The following is a 16,890-nucleotide window of genomic DNA, read 5'->3' as shown; positions in this document are numbered from 1 at the left end:
TACCAATCATAAAAAGCACGACGGTTAGCACAGCGGTTACGGCAAATATAACCGGGTCGTTACTGATACCAAAATCACTGTTTAGAACAAACAATATCAGAACCAGCAGTGCACCAAGCACGCAGCGATACATTAATTCGCGATATGTTAAAGGCGGAACGGTTTTGCGCCGTGGTGGGATACTTCTCTTACTTTGAGATGCTGTTTTTGTCTGAGCCATATACAACTTAAAATGTGACCTAGATCTAAAAGCGGTTAGCACCGGCGTCCATACATTAGACGCACACTATTATACGTGCGAAATAACGAAACAGACTAACGAAATTTTATTATGAGAGAGTAGCGCTTTGTATCGCGCTTTGTGTCTACTTTTTGTATGTAAAGTAAAACACTTAATTTAACATAATATACATTATGCGAAGTTAAATATAAGTTTACTTTAAGCTAGATGTATCGATAAGCTCAATAACACAGCCTTCAGGCAGTGCTGAACTCTTCGCAACAAACGCATCAAAAACCCCTTGTTCACGCATGTCCTTTATCGACTTGGCTAACAAGTCAATTTTATCTTCATGACGTTTGTGCAGAACATGATAACTGGCAAGCTTAAGTCGCTCTTCATTTCTGAAATACACAGTGCGAATGCCGCTTTCACATAATAGATTGAGCGTGGTTGTTTTACTTCCGATGATGGCATCAATCGCGCCATTGACTAATGCGCTGCGCAAAAAATCAGGTGTCGCGTCAAACAAACAAATTAACCGTTGCGACTCACAATAACTTTTTCCACCACGATAGCCTCGTATAATTGCGTATGCATGGTCTTTTTGTTTTTTACATAACCGTGCGTCTTTACAAAAAAACGCGCCCTGATGTTCAATCATATATTCAGGCACAGCAATGAGATTTGGATAAAGTGAAATGACGTCCGGAATGCGCCCGGCCTCAGCGTCTAGCAACCCTTCATTCGCTAATTGCAGTCCTCGCCGCGAAGGATAAAAGTTTACGGTTGGCGTAATGCCGAGCGGCGCATACATGTGCGCAAATAATGCGGTAATTTCACTTTTGCCGACCTTTGCCGAGTAGGAATCATTTACGGCAATCTCGAAAGGTTTAGCAAAAAGATGCTTAGCATTTCCCAAAAAGAAAATTAAAGTGAAGCAAATAAAAAAACGAAACTGATGCATGCTTGTCTTACTTTTATCGGTCATGCTATATCTTAATTTCTGGTTCAATTCTTACCTACATCGTTTAGAGCATGCGCATACGATGACACGCTTAACATTGCCAAAACTGCCACTAATAAAGAGATGATTTTCTTCATATTGGAAATTCTTTTGTTCTCTGTACACTGCTTAATGTCATCCATTACATAGATACTCTGTTTATGATGAATAGGCAATTCCCGACAGTTGAAAACGAGTTGGTGGAAGAGGTGCCTCTGGCTATTTCAGTCAATGGCATTGCATTGTCTGTGATGATGATAAGTCCTTTTGACATTGAAGACTTTCTATTTGGTTTTTTTATTACCGAAGGCTTAGTCAAACACACGCTGGAACTCCAGGATCTGAATATTACTAAAACCTCTCTCGGGTTTGCCGCAGATATACAGCTTACGGGACGAAGAGAACAGCAGCTTATTAGAAAGAGACGACTGTTTGCGACACCTGCGGGTTGTGGACTCTGTCATAACGCTGCCCTTGAACAGGCATTTCTTGCACTGACCCCCTTCCCTTCACCTCATTCTGTGACAGACATTCCGTTTGCAACACTTCGGGATCGCATGAAAGATCATCAACTACTCGGTAAAAAAAGCGGTGCGCTACACGCGGCGATGTTTGTTCAAAGGAATAATAATACAATCATTTGCCGAGAGGATATTGGTCGACACAATGCACTGGATAAAGTAATTGGTGCTGCGCTGCGAAATAAATTAAATCTCGCTGACGGCTATTTAGTCATCACCAGTCGATGTGGCGCTGATTTGGTGCAAAAGGCTGTTATCGCTGATATCGATACCCTGGTTAGCTTTTCCTCCCCCAGTCAGCTAGCCGTGTCACTCGCAAAGCAGGCTTGTGCAAACCTTGTTTATTTGCCCAGAAACAATCAGCCGGTGATTTTTACACAGGCCAAGGACACACAGCATGCCTGACAAACCACGCTACGCCGGTGGCTTACCGTCGATCAAGTCTACCGTTAGTGAATTGATTAAAAGTAAACGCGTCAGACAGAACATCAATAACCTTTATAAAATGAACAAACACAAGGGCTTTGATTGTCCGGGCTGTGCGTGGGGAGATGAAAAAGACGGGACATTCAAATTTTGCGAAAATGGCGCGAAAGCCGTGGCGTGGGAGTCGACTGACAAACGGATTGGTAAGCAATTTTTCGCGCAATTTACCCTCAAGGAACTACGGGATAAAAGTAACTATTGGTTGGAATCTCAAGGCCGTCTCGTCGAACCTCTGCGATACCATTGTGACACAGATAAATATCATCCTATTTCGTGGCAACAGGCTTTTGCACTGATTGCCCAAAAGCTTAACGGTCTTGACGATCCCAATCAGCTGGAGCTCTACACCTCGGGCCGCGCCAGTAATGAAGCAGCATTTTTGTACCAGTTATTCGGCAGGGCTTTTGGCACGAATAACTTTCCTGACTGCTCGAATATGTGTCATGAAGCCAGTGGCATCGCGCTTAAACAATCTATTGGTGTGGGCAAAGGCACAGTCGTTCTCGATGATTTTAATCATACTGAGTGTATTTTTGTGTTTGGTCAGAACCCTGGCAGTAACCATCCGCGTATGCTCAACGCACTCAGGAAAGCGGCTAAAAATGGCACGAAGATCGTCACGTTTAATAACCTTAAAGAAGTTGGATTACAAAGATTTGCCAGTCCTCAGGCCCCTGCGGAGCTATTTGGCTTAAGTCGGACGACAATCAGTCATGACTATCTTACGCCGAAACTGGGTGGCGATTTAGCCGCAGTACGAGGCATTGCCAAAGCGATTCTGGATACCTATCCGCAGGCAATTGACCATGACTTCATTAAGCACCACACACAACGTTTTGACGCCTATACAGAGGTTGTGAATGCCACGTCATGGCAGCAGATTGAAAAGCAAAGCGGTTTATGCAAACCACAACTTGAACATGCTGCACACATTTTTGCTACGGCAAAAAACAGGATCTCCGCCTGGGCGATGGGGATCACACAACACCGACACTCCGTCGCCACCATCCGAGAAATCAGCAATTTACACTTGTTAACGGGTGCCATCGGCAAAAAAGGTTCCGGGCTTTGTCCTGTCAGGGGGCATAGCAACGTTCAGGGTAACCGAACAATGGGCATTGTTGAGCGCCCTACTCCGGATTTTCTCAATAAATTACAACGACGTTTTGTTTTTGCGCCACCAACTAAACCGGGGCATAAAACCTACGATGCGATTAAAGCGCTTCACACGTCGGCGAGTAAGATACTGATATGTCTGGGCGGCAATATTGCTGCAGCATCGGCAGACACGGCATATGCACAGGAAGCACTGGGCAAAGCTGATTTTATTGTCAATATTGCGACCAAGTTAAATCGCACTCATGTTAATTTGAAACACGATGGTTTATTACTGCCATGCCTTGGCCGCACTGAGATTGATCGAAAACAGGGTGTACCACAAATCATTACCGTCGAAGATACATTCAGCATGGTACATGGCTCGATGGGCTCATGTGAGCCGATTAGCGCCTCAGCGAAATCCGAAATCGACATCGTCGCAAATATCGCTGATAAGGTTTTGGGCGCCAGAGTAAGCATCGATTGGCAACGATATGCTGCTGATTACAGTGCCATTAGAGATGCCATTGCAGATACCATCGATGGTTTCAATAATTTCAATCATCATATTAAGCAACCAGGTGGTTTTCATTTACGCAACGATGCAGCACACAAATGTTGGAACACTGACTCTGGTTTTGCGGAATTTTTCACCGGCGATTTACCGTCGAGTCTTTATCCAGATGACGTCGCAGAGATTGTAGAGAAAGCCAATGAGCCGGTCTTTACGTTACAAACCCTTCGTTCACATGACCAATACAACACCACAGTTTATGGCTTTAATGACAGATATCGCGGTGTTAATGGAAAACGAAATGTGTTGTTCATGAATAAAGTTGATATGCAGTTTTTATCTATTTTTTCCGGACAACGCGTCGACGTCACCACGCTTTGGAATGACAATACCAAAAGGCAGCTGCGAGGCATGGAAGTTGTTGAGTACGACATCCCACAGGGCAATGTGGCAGCTTACTATCCTGAAGCCAACCCGCTGGTTCCATTTGAGAGCGTTGGCGAGCAGTCAATTACTCCCACATCAAAATCCATACCGGTAGTTATTACGTTAAATAGAATTAATCTTGAAGCTGCCTTTTGAAGACACACGGTTTAACAGTTTCATATTGTTGGATGTACGAGTATGCTATTGAAACTTCGTCTAAAATTCTGTCTATTGGAGCGGCGAATGACATTAAACGTGGCACGTTTTTTAACTCTCTTGGCAGCCATTGCACTACCTATTACAGGTAACGCAATAACCTTCAGAGTTATCGACCAGGAGGGGAATCCCGTCGAAAACGCCGTCATCAGCGTGACCCAGAAAGAAGCAACGCCCCACAACGTCAGCGACATGGCTATCATGGACCAGGTAGACAAACAGTTTTTGCCGAAGGTGTTGGTTGTCAAAGCCGGACAACGGGTCGCGTTTCCAAATAGTGATGATATTCGCCATCATGTGTACAGCTTTTCCGAGCCAAAACCATTTGAGATCAGGTTGTATAAAGGCACTGAAGCGGCTCCTGTATTGTTTGATAAGCCAGGCATCGTGGTGCTGGGATGTAACATCCACGACCAAATGGTCGGCTATATTTACGTGACTGGGAACGAACTTATTTCGCTTACGGATGCGAATGGGACAGGTAAACTGGAAGTGCAAGAATTAAATGAAGTCACAATCTGGCATTCCCGTTTATCCGTCAGTCATGCGGAGAGGCAAACGTTACCCGTTGTTATCACTGATGGTACTGCCACCTTGTCTCTAGAACTTCTTCCGGAGCAAGAAGCAAAACAAGAACGCACTTTTGGTTCAAGAAAATTTGGTCGAGGGTAACGCGCTAGATGGCTCAGGTTTCGCTTAACCAAAAAATATTCCGCGCGATTGTTGGCCTCATAATAGTGGCCATCGCCACCATTATGATTAATGTGTGGACATCTACAAATGAATTTGCCAGTCAACAACTAGCTACCAAATTACAAGTCTCGCAAAACGTATTAGAAGAGGTGCTTAGTACTCGAGAAGAACAATTAATTAGCTCGTCAAGTGTATTGGCCGATGACTTTCCGTTCAGAAGTGCCGTGAACGATGTCCTCAACGATCAGGACACGAAAACTATCGACAGTTTGCTGAGTAATTACGGCGAGCGGATAAATGCAGACTTGATGGCGCTGTTATCTCTGGACGGAGACACAATTACCAGTGTTCCAGACAAGTTAGAAAAAGGCAGCGCTTTCGTTTATCAACAATTGTTGCGCAATGTGCTATCGCAAGGTGGAGCGCTGGGGCTCATTGAACAATCTGACAAGCTTTATCAGGTAGTGTTATTAACGGTAGATCTCCCCGCTCCCATTGCCATTGTCATGATCGGTTTTGAACTTGACGATGCCATCACGCAACGTCTCAAATCAGTGACGCAGCTTGAGACCTCAATACTTGTCACGCGAAAGGATAAAGACTCGTTATTAATCAGTACAATAGACGCGCTATCTGAAGATATGCTGATTGCATCAGTCAATGCCACACCAGAGTGGGTATCCATTGCTCTTGGCGATAATTTATCGTTCACATCCAGTGAGTTTGTGTTAGCTGAGTCTGAAGAACAAAAGATTTCAGTTTTCGTCTCAGCTGACTTAAATGAGCTTTACGAACAGTTCACTACACTGCAAAAAAACATCGCACTGATAGCATTTATCGCGATCCTTTTGGCGATGGCGCTGGCGGCATATATGTCGAAGAGGTTGGCGAATCCCCTCACCTATCTATCGATATTAGCCAAAAAAATATCGTCAGGTGACTACACCTCGAAAGTAGAGCGAACTTCAAGCCTTAAAGAATTTAATCAGCTGGCCAACGCGTTTGACAGCATGCAGCAGAATATTAAACAACGTGAGGCTGAAATTACCTATCAGGCACAGCATGACCCACTCACAACGCTTTACAATCGACATCATACTGGGCGGTTGCTAGACAGTTACCTGCAAGAAGGCAAAAGTTTTCAGGCAGTGGGTATTAATATATACGGATTCAGAGGTATCAACGATACCTTTGGTTATCAGAACGGTGATGCCAGTTTAAAAATATTAGCGAAGCGTGTATCAGAATTAGGTGGTTTGTCTGCACGCCTGACCGGCGGCGAACTACTCTGGGTACCAGATAAAAATACCAGCATTGATGAGCTTAAAGACATAAAGCAGCATCTGGAGACCCCCATAGAATTACAAGACGTTGTCATCAATTGCAAACTGGTTATCGGCATTTTGCATTGCCCGGACAATGCAACAGATTCCGAAACCCTGTTTAAACGTCTTAATATCGTGCTGGATGAGGCGCAAATTACTAACAACCTTGTTTTAGAGTTTGACCCCCAGCTGGAAAGTCGCTATGCGAGACGCTTATCCATCATCACTGAATTAAAAAAGGAACTTAAACTCCAGCCTGGCGATTTGTCACTGCATTATCAACCCAAACTGGATTTACGCAGCGGAAAGATATGTGGCGCTGAGGCGCTGATTCGTTGGAATAGCGCCAGTCTGGGTTTCGTACCTCCAGATGAGTTTATCGCCGTTGCAGAGCACGCAGGCTTTATTGAGTTGGTCACAGACTGGGTGATCCAGCGCGCATTGGCAGACAGTGCGAATTTTAGACAAGCCGGCTTAGAACTGACCATCGCGTTGAATATGTCCGCGAAAGATATTATGCGCCCAGAGCTTTTGGACGTTATTGCAAAAAATCAGCAGCCTGGACAGGTTGCCAATGAAGAAATATCACTTGAGATAACAGAAAGCGATTTGGTCAGCGATCCTGATAAAGCAATTGACCGTCTGATGGAAATTCGTCAGGCAGGGTTTGCCATTGCGATTGACGATTTTGGTACCGGTTATTCGTCACTTGCCTATTTAAAAAATCTGCCCGTCGATTACCTTAAAATTGACCGCAGTTTCGTAATGACTTTAGACAGTGACGAAAACGATCGAACCATCGTGCAAACCATTTTAGAACTATCCGAAAATTTTGGTCTCGATGTTATCGCCGAGGGTGTTGAAAACCAGGAATCACTGAAACTACTGAAGCAATACGGTTGTGCAATGGTACAAGGGTATTTCGTGTGCAGGCCTGTACCCGCGGATAAATTTGTGGAATGGTGCAATGAGAACACAACAACTGACTGGTTTAAACATGAACACGAATAATGTGCTGCTCGCATGTTGCATCCTTGGATGCACATTTAGTTCGTCAGCTGTCTTTGCTGCAGAAGGTAAATTGATTGGTACAGCGGGCCTGACACAGGTAGAGGGCTCGGGCGGCGGCGGTATAGTGCCGTGGGCAACGCTGAGTGGTTATGACAGCCGCGAACAGGTTTCAGTCAGTGCGACTGCTACACAAGTCGATGTTGATAACTACCGTCTTAACATGCTGGGAGCGAGTGCGTCATTTTATGATCGACTGGAAGTCAGCGTGGCTCATCAACGATTCGATTTAAAATCACTTGGCGGTGATATTCGCCAGAACATCGTGGGCGTTAAATACCGAGTGTATGGCGACGTGGTGTATTCAGACTGGCCGCAGATAAGCGTAGGATTGCAGCACAAGCGTCTTGAAGATAATGCGATTGCTAACCTGGTTGGCGCGCAAGACGACAGTGGCACGGATTTTTATGTCGCGGCAACTAAAGTGCATTTAGGCGCCGTCGGAGGCTATAACCTGGTATGGAATGTTGCGGCCAGGGCAACAAAAGCCAATCAAATGGGTCTGCTAGGGTTTGGCGGCTCGCAAAACGATTCTTACGAATTGATGGCCGAGGCATCAATTGGTGTTTTATTTTCAAGACACTTTGCACTCGGCATGGAATACAGACAAAAGCCAGATAATCTTGGATTAGGTGAAGAGGACTGGACAGATTTCTTTGTGACGTACATTCCCAGCAAAGACTTTAGCCTCACCCTTGCCTGGGCTGACCTTGGCAGTATTGCTGGCGCATCAGATCAGAAAGGTCTGTATCTCTCTTTTAATGGACAATTATGGTGAGCAGTATGAAAAATCTCATCTTTATCGCGCTTGTTTCATGGTTTATTGCTGGCTGTGCATCGAATAACACATCGGTGTATTCGCAGTTGGGAGGCCAACCAAAAGTTGAACAGATTGTTGATAATTTTATTACCGAGATTGAATTTGACCCTATCATGTTTGAATATTTCAAAGATTCTGACATAGGGCGTTTTCGAGAAAAAATGATTGAACATCTGTGTTTTCTGACAGGTGGGCCTTGTGAATACACGGGCGACACCATGGTCCAGGTGCACACCGGCATGAATGTCACAGAGTCAGACTTCAATCACGGTGTGGATCTGTTTATTGCAGCCATGAATAAGGCGGATGTCCCCCATCCTTTGCAAAACAAGGTGTTGGCGGTTATGGCCCCTACCCGTAAAGAAATCATCTACCTGTAACGCCCACGAGATTCCTTATTTATGGCTGAACTGTTATCCGAACTGATTGAAGAGGCTGTCGCGTCACCAGAGTCTGGTGAGTCCGCCGCGATCGCCGAAGCAATGTTAGTCGAAGATGCAGATGACATCGCGCTGTTTCTGGAATCATTGCCGGTAGAGCAGCGTTTAAGTGCATGGCAGGAAGTACCTGACAGCAAAAAGCTGGAAGTTCTGGTCGATATGCGCGCCGATCCGCGCGAGCCCATTATTGATCGATCCGATAGCAGCGATTGGGAAAAGCTTTTCAAAGACATCGATGCCGAGCAATTACTTGAGCTTGCAAATTCACTGCCAGATAAGATTGTCGGTCAGGCTTTGTCTGCGATGGACCGTCAACAGCAACAGTACTTTACTGACGCCAGTGCCTATGCAGAAAATCAGATTGGCCATTGGCTTAGCCACGAGATCCTTGCACTGCCCCTCACTGCAAAGGTTCGGGATGCACTGCGACTAATCCGACGCAACGTGCCGGATCATGCTGACAGCATATTTTTGCTCAATCGTGCAGGCCAGTTTTCTACTGCAGTTAAGCTCACCAGCGTTTTTGGTGCGCCTGAGCACGTGCCACTGGTAGAGCTAGCTGAAGAATACATTGATATCATTAAAGGCGCGGACGATTGTACTGCGGCGGCTCGTCTAGTGCAGGATTCAGGCTTTAGTTCACTGCCGGTTGTCGATGAGGATAATCGCCTGCTTGGCCGCATAGACATTACCAATGCCTGTGAATTGGTTAATGAGTACTACGAAAGGCAGGTGATGTCTTCAGCCGGTATGGACGAGGAGGAAGACCTGTTTGCACCGGTGCGCAAAAGCGCAAAGAGCAGAGCTATCTGGCTTGGCGTAAACTTGTTAACGGCGTTCCTGGCATCCTGGTTTATTGGATTATTTGAAGCGACGCTACAACAAGTTGTCGCCTTGGCGGTATTAATGCCAGTGGTTGCAAGTATGGGCGGCATAGCGGGTAGCCAGACCCTAACGCTTATCGTGCGTGGACTGGCGTTAGGGCAAGTCACCAACGCCAACCGTAAAGCCCTGCTCGATAAAGAGCTACGCGTTGGAGGTTTGAATGGCGTGGTATGGGCGATTGTGATTGGTATCGTCGCGTATTTCTGGTTTTCAGAGCCGTTATTGGGTCTGGTGATCGGGCTTGCCATACTGGTCAATATCATCACGGCTGCCATTGCCGGTGTGCTATTACCGGTTATCCTGAATAAACTCAAAATAGACCCCGCATTATCAGGCTCGGTGATCCTCACAACTGTGACAGATATTGTCGGTTTCGTCGCGTTTTTGGGATTGGGGACCCTGTTTCTGTTGTAATGGCGGAAGCGAAGACAATTGCTTTGTCAAGGAGATGCCCGACTAGAGCGTTCGGGCATGACGGGCGTTTGAAAGCGTTCGGGCATGACGAGGGAACGACGCGAAGGCGGAAATCTACTCCGCGTCCTCGCCTGGAAATCGATCTGCTGTCTTACCAATCACGCGCCAGCGTGAACGAGGATTGATGATAGTAGGACGAGTCAGAATAAGGTTATTGGGATATACCACGGTTTCTCTATCATCCGTAATCAGCCTCGTGTTAAACAGATTCACATCGGCAATATACCCTTCTATGTAATTATCGCCGTCTATCACGCGGATAAAGTTTCCCCGTCGGAATGATGTGTGAAACAGCAATACGAAATAAGACGTCACGCTACTTAACAACGACCAGGTGGCAAATAAAGCAACGCCCGTTAATGTGATCAAAGACGTGGAAATGACCAGCAATCCACCGAAATCAATTCCCCAAACAATTAGCAAAAGAGAAATAGTCAGCACACTAGTGATAAGACGTATGGTGTGCTGCGCTTTTTTTGATGCGGGCGCTTTGAGTTTGCTTTGCCCCACACCTTTCTCTATTCGTGGCAGCGCGAAGCGCGTAATCAGCATATGCATTACTAACACCGCAAGTGACCAGGCAAGGTTCACAGCATAGGTTTCCCCCCATAAGACTAACGATGAGAACCACGCATTTTGTAGCATTAATTATTGACCTTCAGTACTCAATTCAGCGAGCAGTGTACTATATTCCGGCGTATTTTCTGCAGCATAATTAAAATTTTTAAATTTCCCCGTCAGCGACGTAAAGTACTGTCTTACTTCATCTTTATCTGAGAACATATAGTTACGCGTAACTATATTATAGAGCAAATTAAACAGCACCTGCTGGCGTTCCAGACTGCATGAGGCATCTACGCTATCAAAGGCGTCCTGTTGCAGATAGACCATGTCCAACAACATTGCCTTTTGGTAGGTCACATAGTCACCCAACGTCACGCCTTCCTCGCCTGTTACTTGCATCATTTGTGAGACTGCATCTCCCTTGCTCAACAACGCTGTAAATTTAATTACTGTTTCAGTCCAGCCCGGTTGTTGATGCGACTCATACCATGCCGAAAGTTGTGAAAGATATCGTGACCAGGACAGCAGCGGATCAACAGCAGGATAAAAGCGCTTGTAGGCACGTTCGGCAGACAAACCAAGGAAACATTTCACTGTGGATAATGTCGACTGTGTCACCGGCTCATCAAAGTTACCGCCTGCCGGTGAAACTGTCCCTATCATGGTAAGACTTCCTATACTTTGGTCAGCCGTTTGAACGACTCCTGCTCGCTCGTATACGCTCTTAATGGACGACTCCAGATAAGCTGGAAAGCCCTCCTCGCCAGGGATCTCCTCCAAGCGCCCCGATGTTTCACGCATTGCCTGCGCCCAACGTGACGTTGAATCGGCAATCAGCAAAACGTCCAGACCCATTTGACGATAATATTCGCCTAATGTAATGCCGGTGTAGATGGAGGCCTCTCTGGCTGCTACCGGCATTGACGAGGTATTACAGATGATAATTGTGCGATCCATCAACGTACCACCACTGTGCGGGTCGTTCATTTGTGGAAATTCGGTAATGGTCTCGACCACCTCACCTGCCCGCTCTCCACAGGCAACTACTATTACAATATCAACTGAGGCATGTCTGGAAATGAGGTTTTGTAGCACTGTTTTACCCGCACCAAAAGGGCCTGGAATACACGCCATGCCACCACGTGCGATGGGAAAAAAAGTATCAATAAGTCGCTGTGTCGTGATCATTGGCTCACTGGGATAGAGACGTTGGCTACTACCATTTTTAAGTAGCTTACTGTTTAACGCCCGCCTTACCGGCCATTTTTGCGACATACTGATGGGCTGTTCTTGTCCTTTATTATCACGTAGCTCAGCAATGCGCTCAGTGACGGTAAAACTGCCCTCCTGTATCCAGCCAATCTGCCACTCTCCGTGCAATGAAAACGGCACCATGATTTTGTGCGTGACCTTACCCTCTTGAACCGTTCCCAGCGTGTCCCCGGCAACCACTGTGTCACCAACTTTGCGCTCACTAATAAAAGACCACTTTTTTTTGCGACTCAGCGCGGGGACATGCATGCCTTTAGGTAGGAAAATACCGTACTGAGCTGAGAGTTCTGGCAGAGGCGCTTGCAGCCCGTCATATACCTGCCCCAGGAGCCCTGGACCTAGTTCTACAGACAGTAACTCTGCAGATTGATAGACAAGATCACCAAAAGCCACACCCTGTGTACTCTCGTAAACCTGAGCGTCGGCACATTGACCTCTTACTCTGAGTATCTCGGCTTTCAGCCGTGGCTGCTCATCACCTTCATAATGTGACGGGGCGATATATATCACCTCATTTTTTATCAGTTCATCGACATCGTGAAGCAGTTCAATTTCAACCAGATCATCCTGTACCGATACAATTCTGGCACTTGCCTGTTTGCTATTATCACTCTCCATAAGCACTGGTCTCCATGTCTGTTATAAGGTGAGCGATGCCTTGAGTGATCAAATGCGTAAAACGACGCTCGGCAGCCATACTGTTGTATTTCACCTGTCGATTGATGATGTTCCACTTCAGGACATAAATCACAACGGCTTCAAAGTCGAAGTGATGCTGTCCGCCATGCCTTACCAGACTGTTGTAAGCCTGCTGTAGCAACAATTTTTCAAGTTTTAACGGTTGGTTATTGATGATGAAATGCTGGGCCTCGGACACCCATGGAAATACGTGTACTAATGCAAAACCCGGTTCATTCCAATGACTTTCTATATGTCGACACCAGCGACTGAAGCCCCATGCTGATAGTGGAGGTTCACCGGAGTTTACGTGCTTTAAACGTAGCGCTTTTACCAGCGTACGCATATCGAGCCGTTGGACTAAAATGTTGCGTAGGGTCTGATGTTTAATCTGCTTAAGTGCTTCAGTCGCGCGCTGCAGCACTTCTTCATCGTCTTTAGCGACATCGACAAATCGCCTGTCCAATACCCCTTCGATGCTCTCTAAAACGCGCCTTTCTGGAGGCTCAAGGGCGCTCAAGCGCTGTTCAAGCTTCAGTCTGGATATAGGCGTTTGTTTAGCTTGAAACAGTCGCTCTGCACTTGGCAGGCTGCTAAGTAAGGCAACATATTTAACTTCGTGTTGCTGATACATGTCTCTACCTGATCACACCTTCAAGAATGGCCCTGAAGCGCGGCTGTAAATGCGCAAGCAATAATTCAGATACCGCTTCGACGGTAAGATCAATTTGCAGGTTTTGCTTATGCAGTTGTATTTTTAGACCACCGTGGAAATCGTCACTGTTAGCAAACACCACGCCTTCTCTCAATAAGCCTGATGTTAGCCCTAAAACCAACTCAGTTAGCGGGCTTTGTTCAAGCTTGTCAGGGGCATTGCGTAATTCATCAAGCCCTATTACGGTTTCCGGCAACACCACCGTTACCTCATCAGCATGCTCAATATCAGACGCTCTGCCGACTCTGCCAACCAGCTCCAGGATAATTTCGCGCATCAGTTCAGGTTGGCTGACGTGCTCGGCGATTAACCTCTTTACATCTCGACCAAATTCGTTAGTTAAATTACCTTTTAATTCTAAGACCATGTCACGCATCGCCGTTTTCAGTGCATTTTCCGCAGCGGACTGATAATTTCGTGCCTGTTTATTTGCTTCATCCATTGTCTGCTTGGCTTTTTGCTGGGCTTCCTGAACAATCTTTTTTGCCTGTGCTCGCGCATCTGCAATGATCGCATCAGCTTGCTTTTGTCCGGCTTCAACACCATCCACCCTCAGTTTTTCAATAAGCTGATCAACGCCTTTTGAAATTAAATGAGGATTATCAGGTTGTGGCGACTGACTCATGACTGCGCTCCGCTGATATTGCCACTCACCACCAAAGCGAATACGAATGCAAACACGGCAAACCCTTCAATGATCGCTGCAGGTGCCAATGACAATCCGAATATTTCTGGCTTCTCTTTAGCCGCATTAATCGCTGACGCGCAGGCTTTGCCCTGCCAGATCCCTGCGTATAACATGGCGATACCAGCCAGCAAACCGACACCAAACAGGCCGCCCGCGTTATCAATATTCACCTCCCTGTTCAAAGTAAACATGATGACAATGCCGTAGATGACAAATGTAGAGGGGAACGCCGATATGCCAATATAACGACCATAACCACCGTCGGTGTCTAACATCGCTCCGATGCTAGCTTGTCCGGCAATCCCACATCCAATTGCACTTGCGACCGCGCCTAAGGCCATGGGTGCATAGATGCCAAACCACCCTAATGCAATGACAAACTGATCAGTCATGGTCAATCTCCTTTTTAGCAAAGCGCTGGAAAGGGTACCCCTCTTCGGGTAATCCCCATTTATAAAATTCGATGAAATTGAGACGCAAGCCGTGCACCACACCGCTGATGATAGAAAGCAACAGATTCAGTGCATGTCCGACCAACAATATTAGGATGGCGCCCAATAAGCCCAGACCGGGCGATGCAGCGTACACATCGCTGGCTAATTGATTAAATGTTACCGCCAGCGACGCGCTGGCCAACCCGAGTGCAAACAGGCGCATGTAGCTAAGAATGTCGCCAAACGCACTCATCACCCCTGACAATGCGATGCCTCCGCTGGCAAGTCGCATCAGTGCACTTTTAATAGACGTGATAGGTTGCTCGCTGCTGCATAGCACGATCAACAACGTCCCCAATGCCATAATCATGTACAAGATAGTCGATACACTGTGAGCCTGTCCGAGTTGCCATAATACATAACCCGCCACGATAAGCATGCTCCAGCCAATAGGCACGTAACGTCGTGTAAAACGCTTGAGCATCAGAAACTGCGCGACATTCGCAATCAGAATATGCAGTACACCTATGGCAATAGACACTTGCATCATGCTGTCAAAGTCGTTCAGATCGAGAAAGACGAGCCTTGCTAATCCTGTATCAACCGGCGGGGCCAGTCCGAAGTAGCTTCCCACCATCACGCCATACACTAACGTAGAGATACACAATGCCAGACCGAGAAGATAATAAGCTCGGCCCTTTTCGCTTCGCTGCGCTTTTCTGCGGAACGCCAAGAGAGCAACCAATAACACCAGCGCGTAGCCGGCATCCGCTAAAATCATCGCGAAAAAAAGACAAAAGGACGCCAACAAGACTTTTGACGGATCCCAGGTTCGATATCCTGGCACCTGATAAAAATTGGCAAGATCCACGCCGGCTTTCAATGCCTGAGGCTGATCTAACAAAGTGGGAGGATTGTCATCAGGGTTTGTATCTTCAATGCTTAGCGCACAATCACATTGCTCAAGCAACGCTTCCAACCTATTGATGTCACGTGCGGGAAGCCAGCCCTGAATCAAGCAGAGAGGCTCATCATCAAAGGTTTTCATCATTGCCTGCTGCAGAGAGGCCTGGTCATCGGCCTGTGCCAGGTGTAGCTGGAATAGCATAATGTAGCGTGTTAGTGCATGACGCTGGGCGCTTAGCGCTTCTAGTTCAACCTCGACGTCATTGAGCTGATATTGCAGTTCACGTAAAGGCTCAGAACCAATGTGAGTCCTTTCAACTGGCAAAACATCAGACGCTGGCTCGTGCTTAGATATCAGTGTGACGTAGGCAAACCGTGCGGTACGCGTGATGATCTGCGCAGGAATGTCGACTTTTTGTAAAGCCTCGATTTTTCCCACCGGTAAAATGTAAAACCAAAGCCTGTAACCCGCTAACGCCTGGTGAGGTGGAAAATCAATATCGCCCCATGGCGTAATATCCCGAATCCGTTGCTTTAAAAAATCCCGTTTATCGGTAGTGTCTCGTAGGGACTGCTTGAGTTTTAACACCTCCGTCGTCAATCTGGCGATATCAAACTCCGGATCACGACTGACCTGTTTGCGACGGTGCTTTAGTTCGGTAAGGAAACGCAGCGCTTTGTAACTATCATCTGCCCTGCTTGTGCCAGCATTATGCTGGGTATCGCTATGGGCTAATGTATTGATATGCATAACACCCAGCGTCTGCAAGCCCTTCAGTACATCACGCTTGCTGGTGATTTTTGCTATCAGTGTCAATTTTTTGAGTGCGACGATGCTCATACTGCCATCCCCGCTCGCTTACGCTTCGCTATCTTCGAGCGCACTACGGCAGTCATTTGCTCATCAGATAAATAAATACGGATCTTTTTGATATTGTCCTCAGCCTTGGGGATCAATACTTTTTCAAACAAATTCACCCTTTGTGTAATGGTGGTTACCGCGCGATCCAACAGTGTCAGTCGTTGCTGTTGAACATGTATGCTCAATGCATTCTGTAATCCCTCAGAAATGACCTGTACCGCATTATCGACCCAATGTGGTTTAGCCAATAACGAATATTTTTGGGTGTGAAGGTGAATAAACTCAATGATGGGTAATCGGGTACCCACCACATTTTCCTGAGCCAGTTTGACGTCTTTCACCGTGACAAGATCATTAACGTTAACGTCGTGATTGGCCAGCATCGGCAATTCATCTTTGACCCATTGAATGAGCTTTTGTTGTTTGATTTGCATCTCTTTGAGACAGGCGCGCGCCTTTGCTCGCTCAGTCATCAACTGCTGACGCTTTAGGTCCAGAGAAGGCAAATATTTCTTATACGTCGCAAGATCTTTATGTTGTTGTGCCAATGACGACTTGTTCATTTGCAGGCGGGACATG

The 16,890-nt window shown here is 46.5% G+C and carries 15 protein-coding genes; 7 read left to right on the top strand and 8 right to left on the bottom strand.

Going from position 1 to position 16,890, the window contains the following annotated elements; all coding sequences use genetic code 11:
* Positions 1 to 434: 434 nt before the first annotated feature.
* Entirely contained in the window at positions 435 to 1,211 is a 777-nt protein-coding gene (locus G441_RS0102590) for a hypothetical protein (RefSeq protein ID WP_026374913.1), read from the bottom strand.
* 176 nt (positions 1,212 to 1,387) lie between these two features.
* On the opposite strand from G441_RS0102590, the gene fdhD reads away from it, so the two are divergent.
* From fdhD to G441_RS0102555, 7 genes are all read left to right on the top strand, one after another.
* Positions 1,388 to 2,152, top strand: a complete 765-nt coding sequence (gene fdhD / locus G441_RS0102585; RefSeq protein WP_051275282.1) for a formate dehydrogenase accessory sulfurtransferase FdhD — start codon at positions 1,388 to 1,390, stop codon at positions 2,150 to 2,152.
* Positions 2,145 to 4,427, top strand: a complete 2,283-nt coding sequence (locus tag G441_RS0102580; protein WP_026374911.1) for an FdhF/YdeP family oxidoreductase — start codon at positions 2,145 to 2,147, stop codon at positions 4,425 to 4,427. Before fdhD ends, G441_RS0102580 begins: the two co-directional genes overlap by 8 nt.
* An 87-nt stretch (positions 4,428 to 4,514) precedes the next feature.
* A complete protein-coding gene (locus G441_RS0102575) occupies positions 4,515 to 5,159 on the top strand; it encodes a methylamine utilization protein (RefSeq protein WP_156896251.1) in 645 nt (214 codons plus the stop codon).
* A gap of 8 nt (positions 5,160 to 5,167) precedes the next feature.
* Positions 5,168 to 7,516 (top strand): EAL domain-containing protein, encoded by a 2,349-nt coding sequence (locus G441_RS0102570; RefSeq protein WP_026374909.1) that lies wholly within the window; start codon positions 5,168 to 5,170, stop codon positions 7,514 to 7,516.
* Positions 7,503 to 8,351: a DUF3034 family protein gene (locus G441_RS0102565; protein WP_084407249.1), complete on the top strand. Its 849-nt coding sequence runs from the start codon at positions 7,503 to 7,505 to the stop codon at positions 8,349 to 8,351. The genes G441_RS0102570 and G441_RS0102565 overlap by 14 nt, the downstream gene beginning before the upstream one ends.
* 5 nt (positions 8,352 to 8,356) lie before the next feature.
* Positions 8,357 to 8,773, top strand: coding sequence for a group I truncated hemoglobin (locus tag G441_RS0102560; RefSeq protein ID WP_026374907.1), 417 nt, complete (start codon positions 8,357 to 8,359; stop codon positions 8,771 to 8,773).
* Between the two features lie 21 nt (positions 8,774 to 8,794).
* Positions 8,795 to 10,132 (top strand): magnesium transporter, encoded by a 1,338-nt coding sequence (locus G441_RS0102555; RefSeq protein ID WP_026374906.1) that lies wholly within the window; start codon positions 8,795 to 8,797, stop codon positions 10,130 to 10,132.
* A 114-nt stretch (positions 10,133 to 10,246) separates the two neighbouring features.
* On the opposite strand, the gene G441_RS0102550 is transcribed toward G441_RS0102555, so the two are convergent.
* From G441_RS0102550 to G441_RS0102520, 7 genes are read right to left on the bottom strand one after another with little or no spacing between them, the layout of a single operon-like run.
* Positions 10,247 to 10,837, bottom strand: coding sequence for a mechanosensitive ion channel domain-containing protein (locus G441_RS0102550; protein WP_026374905.1), 591 nt, complete (start codon positions 10,835 to 10,837; stop codon positions 10,247 to 10,249).
* 3 nt (positions 10,838 to 10,840) lie between these two features.
* Positions 10,841 to 12,646 carry a V-type ATP synthase subunit A gene (locus G441_RS0102545; RefSeq protein ID WP_026374904.1) on the bottom strand — a complete coding sequence of 602 codons (1,806 nt, stop codon included), beginning with the start codon at positions 12,644 to 12,646 and terminating at the stop codon, positions 10,841 to 10,843.
* Positions 12,636 to 13,340, bottom strand: coding sequence for a hypothetical protein (locus G441_RS17735; protein WP_034474146.1), 705 nt, complete (start codon positions 13,338 to 13,340; stop codon positions 12,636 to 12,638). The genes G441_RS0102545 and G441_RS17735 overlap by 11 nt, the downstream gene beginning before the upstream one ends.
* Positions 13,341 to 13,344: 4 nt before the next feature.
* Entirely contained in the window at positions 13,345 to 14,046 is a 702-nt protein-coding gene (locus G441_RS0102535) for an HrpE/YscL family type III secretion apparatus protein (RefSeq protein WP_051275280.1), read from the bottom strand.
* Entirely contained in the window at positions 14,043 to 14,501 is a 459-nt protein-coding gene (locus G441_RS0102530; RefSeq protein ID WP_026374902.1) for an ATP synthase subunit C, read from the bottom strand. Before G441_RS0102530 ends, G441_RS0102535 begins: the two co-directional genes overlap by 4 nt.
* On the bottom strand, positions 14,494 to 16,290 hold the full coding sequence (locus tag G441_RS0102525) for a V-type ATP synthase subunit I (protein WP_026374901.1): 1,797 nt from the start codon (positions 16,288 to 16,290) through the stop codon (positions 14,494 to 14,496). Before G441_RS0102525 ends, G441_RS0102530 begins: the two co-directional genes overlap by 8 nt.
* Positions 16,287 to 16,889, bottom strand: coding sequence for a V-type ATP synthase subunit D (locus G441_RS0102520; protein WP_026374900.1), 603 nt, complete (start codon positions 16,887 to 16,889; stop codon positions 16,287 to 16,289). The genes G441_RS0102525 and G441_RS0102520 overlap by 4 nt, the downstream gene beginning before the upstream one ends.
* Position 16,890 lies beyond the last annotated feature (1 nt).

Source organism: Aestuariibacter salexigens DSM 15300 (assembly GCF_000429145.1).
GTDB classification, from domain to species: domain Bacteria; phylum Pseudomonadota; class Gammaproteobacteria; order Enterobacterales; family Alteromonadaceae; genus Aestuariibacter; species Aestuariibacter salexigens.
This window is presented reverse-complemented; position numbering and strand designations above follow the sequence as displayed.

What these genes read in the sequence shown, in the direction of transcription:
- fdhD (WP_051275282.1), top strand. Translation starts at nt 1,388, where the DNA reads ATGATGAATAGGCAATTCCCGACAGTTGAAAACGAGTTGGTGGAAGAG.
- G441_RS0102590 (WP_026374913.1), bottom strand. Translation starts at nt 1,211, where the DNA reads ATGACCGATAAAAGTAAGACAAGCATGCATCAGTTTCGTTTTTTTATT.
- G441_RS0102520 (WP_026374900.1), bottom strand. Translation starts at nt 16,889, where the DNA reads ATGTCCCGCCTGCAAATGAACAAGTCGTCATTGGCACAACAACATAAA.
- G441_RS0102525 (WP_026374901.1), bottom strand. Translation starts at nt 16,290, where the DNA reads ATGAGCATCGTCGCACTCAAAAAATTGACACTGATAGCAAAAATCACC.
- G441_RS0102560 (WP_026374907.1), top strand. Translation starts at nt 8,357, where the DNA reads ATGAAAAATCTCATCTTTATCGCGCTTGTTTCATGGTTTATTGCTGGC.
- G441_RS0102565 (WP_084407249.1), top strand. Translation starts at nt 7,503, where the DNA reads ATGAACACGAATAATGTGCTGCTCGCATGTTGCATCCTTGGATGCACA.
- G441_RS0102530 (WP_026374902.1), bottom strand. Translation starts at nt 14,501, where the DNA reads ATGACTGATCAGTTTGTCATTGCATTAGGGTGGTTTGGCATCTATGCA.
- G441_RS0102550 (WP_026374905.1), bottom strand. Translation starts at nt 10,837, where the DNA reads ATGCTACAAAATGCGTGGTTCTCATCGTTAGTCTTATGGGGGGAAACC.
- G441_RS17735 (WP_034474146.1), bottom strand. Translation starts at nt 13,340, where the DNA reads ATGTATCAGCAACACGAAGTTAAATATGTTGCCTTACTTAGCAGCCTG.
- G441_RS0102580 (WP_026374911.1), top strand. Translation starts at nt 2,145, where the DNA reads ATGCCTGACAAACCACGCTACGCCGGTGGCTTACCGTCGATCAAGTCT.
- G441_RS0102555 (WP_026374906.1), top strand. Translation starts at nt 8,795, where the DNA reads ATGGCTGAACTGTTATCCGAACTGATTGAAGAGGCTGTCGCGTCACCA.
- G441_RS0102535 (WP_051275280.1), bottom strand. Translation starts at nt 14,046, where the DNA reads ATGAGTCAGTCGCCACAACCTGATAATCCTCATTTAATTTCAAAAGGC.
- G441_RS0102545 (WP_026374904.1), bottom strand. Translation starts at nt 12,646, where the DNA reads ATGGAGAGTGATAATAGCAAACAGGCAAGTGCCAGAATTGTATCGGTA.
- G441_RS0102570 (WP_026374909.1), top strand. Translation starts at nt 5,168, where the DNA reads ATGGCTCAGGTTTCGCTTAACCAAAAAATATTCCGCGCGATTGTTGGC.
- G441_RS0102575 (WP_156896251.1), top strand. Translation starts at nt 4,515, where the DNA reads ATGACATTAAACGTGGCACGTTTTTTAACTCTCTTGGCAGCCATTGCA.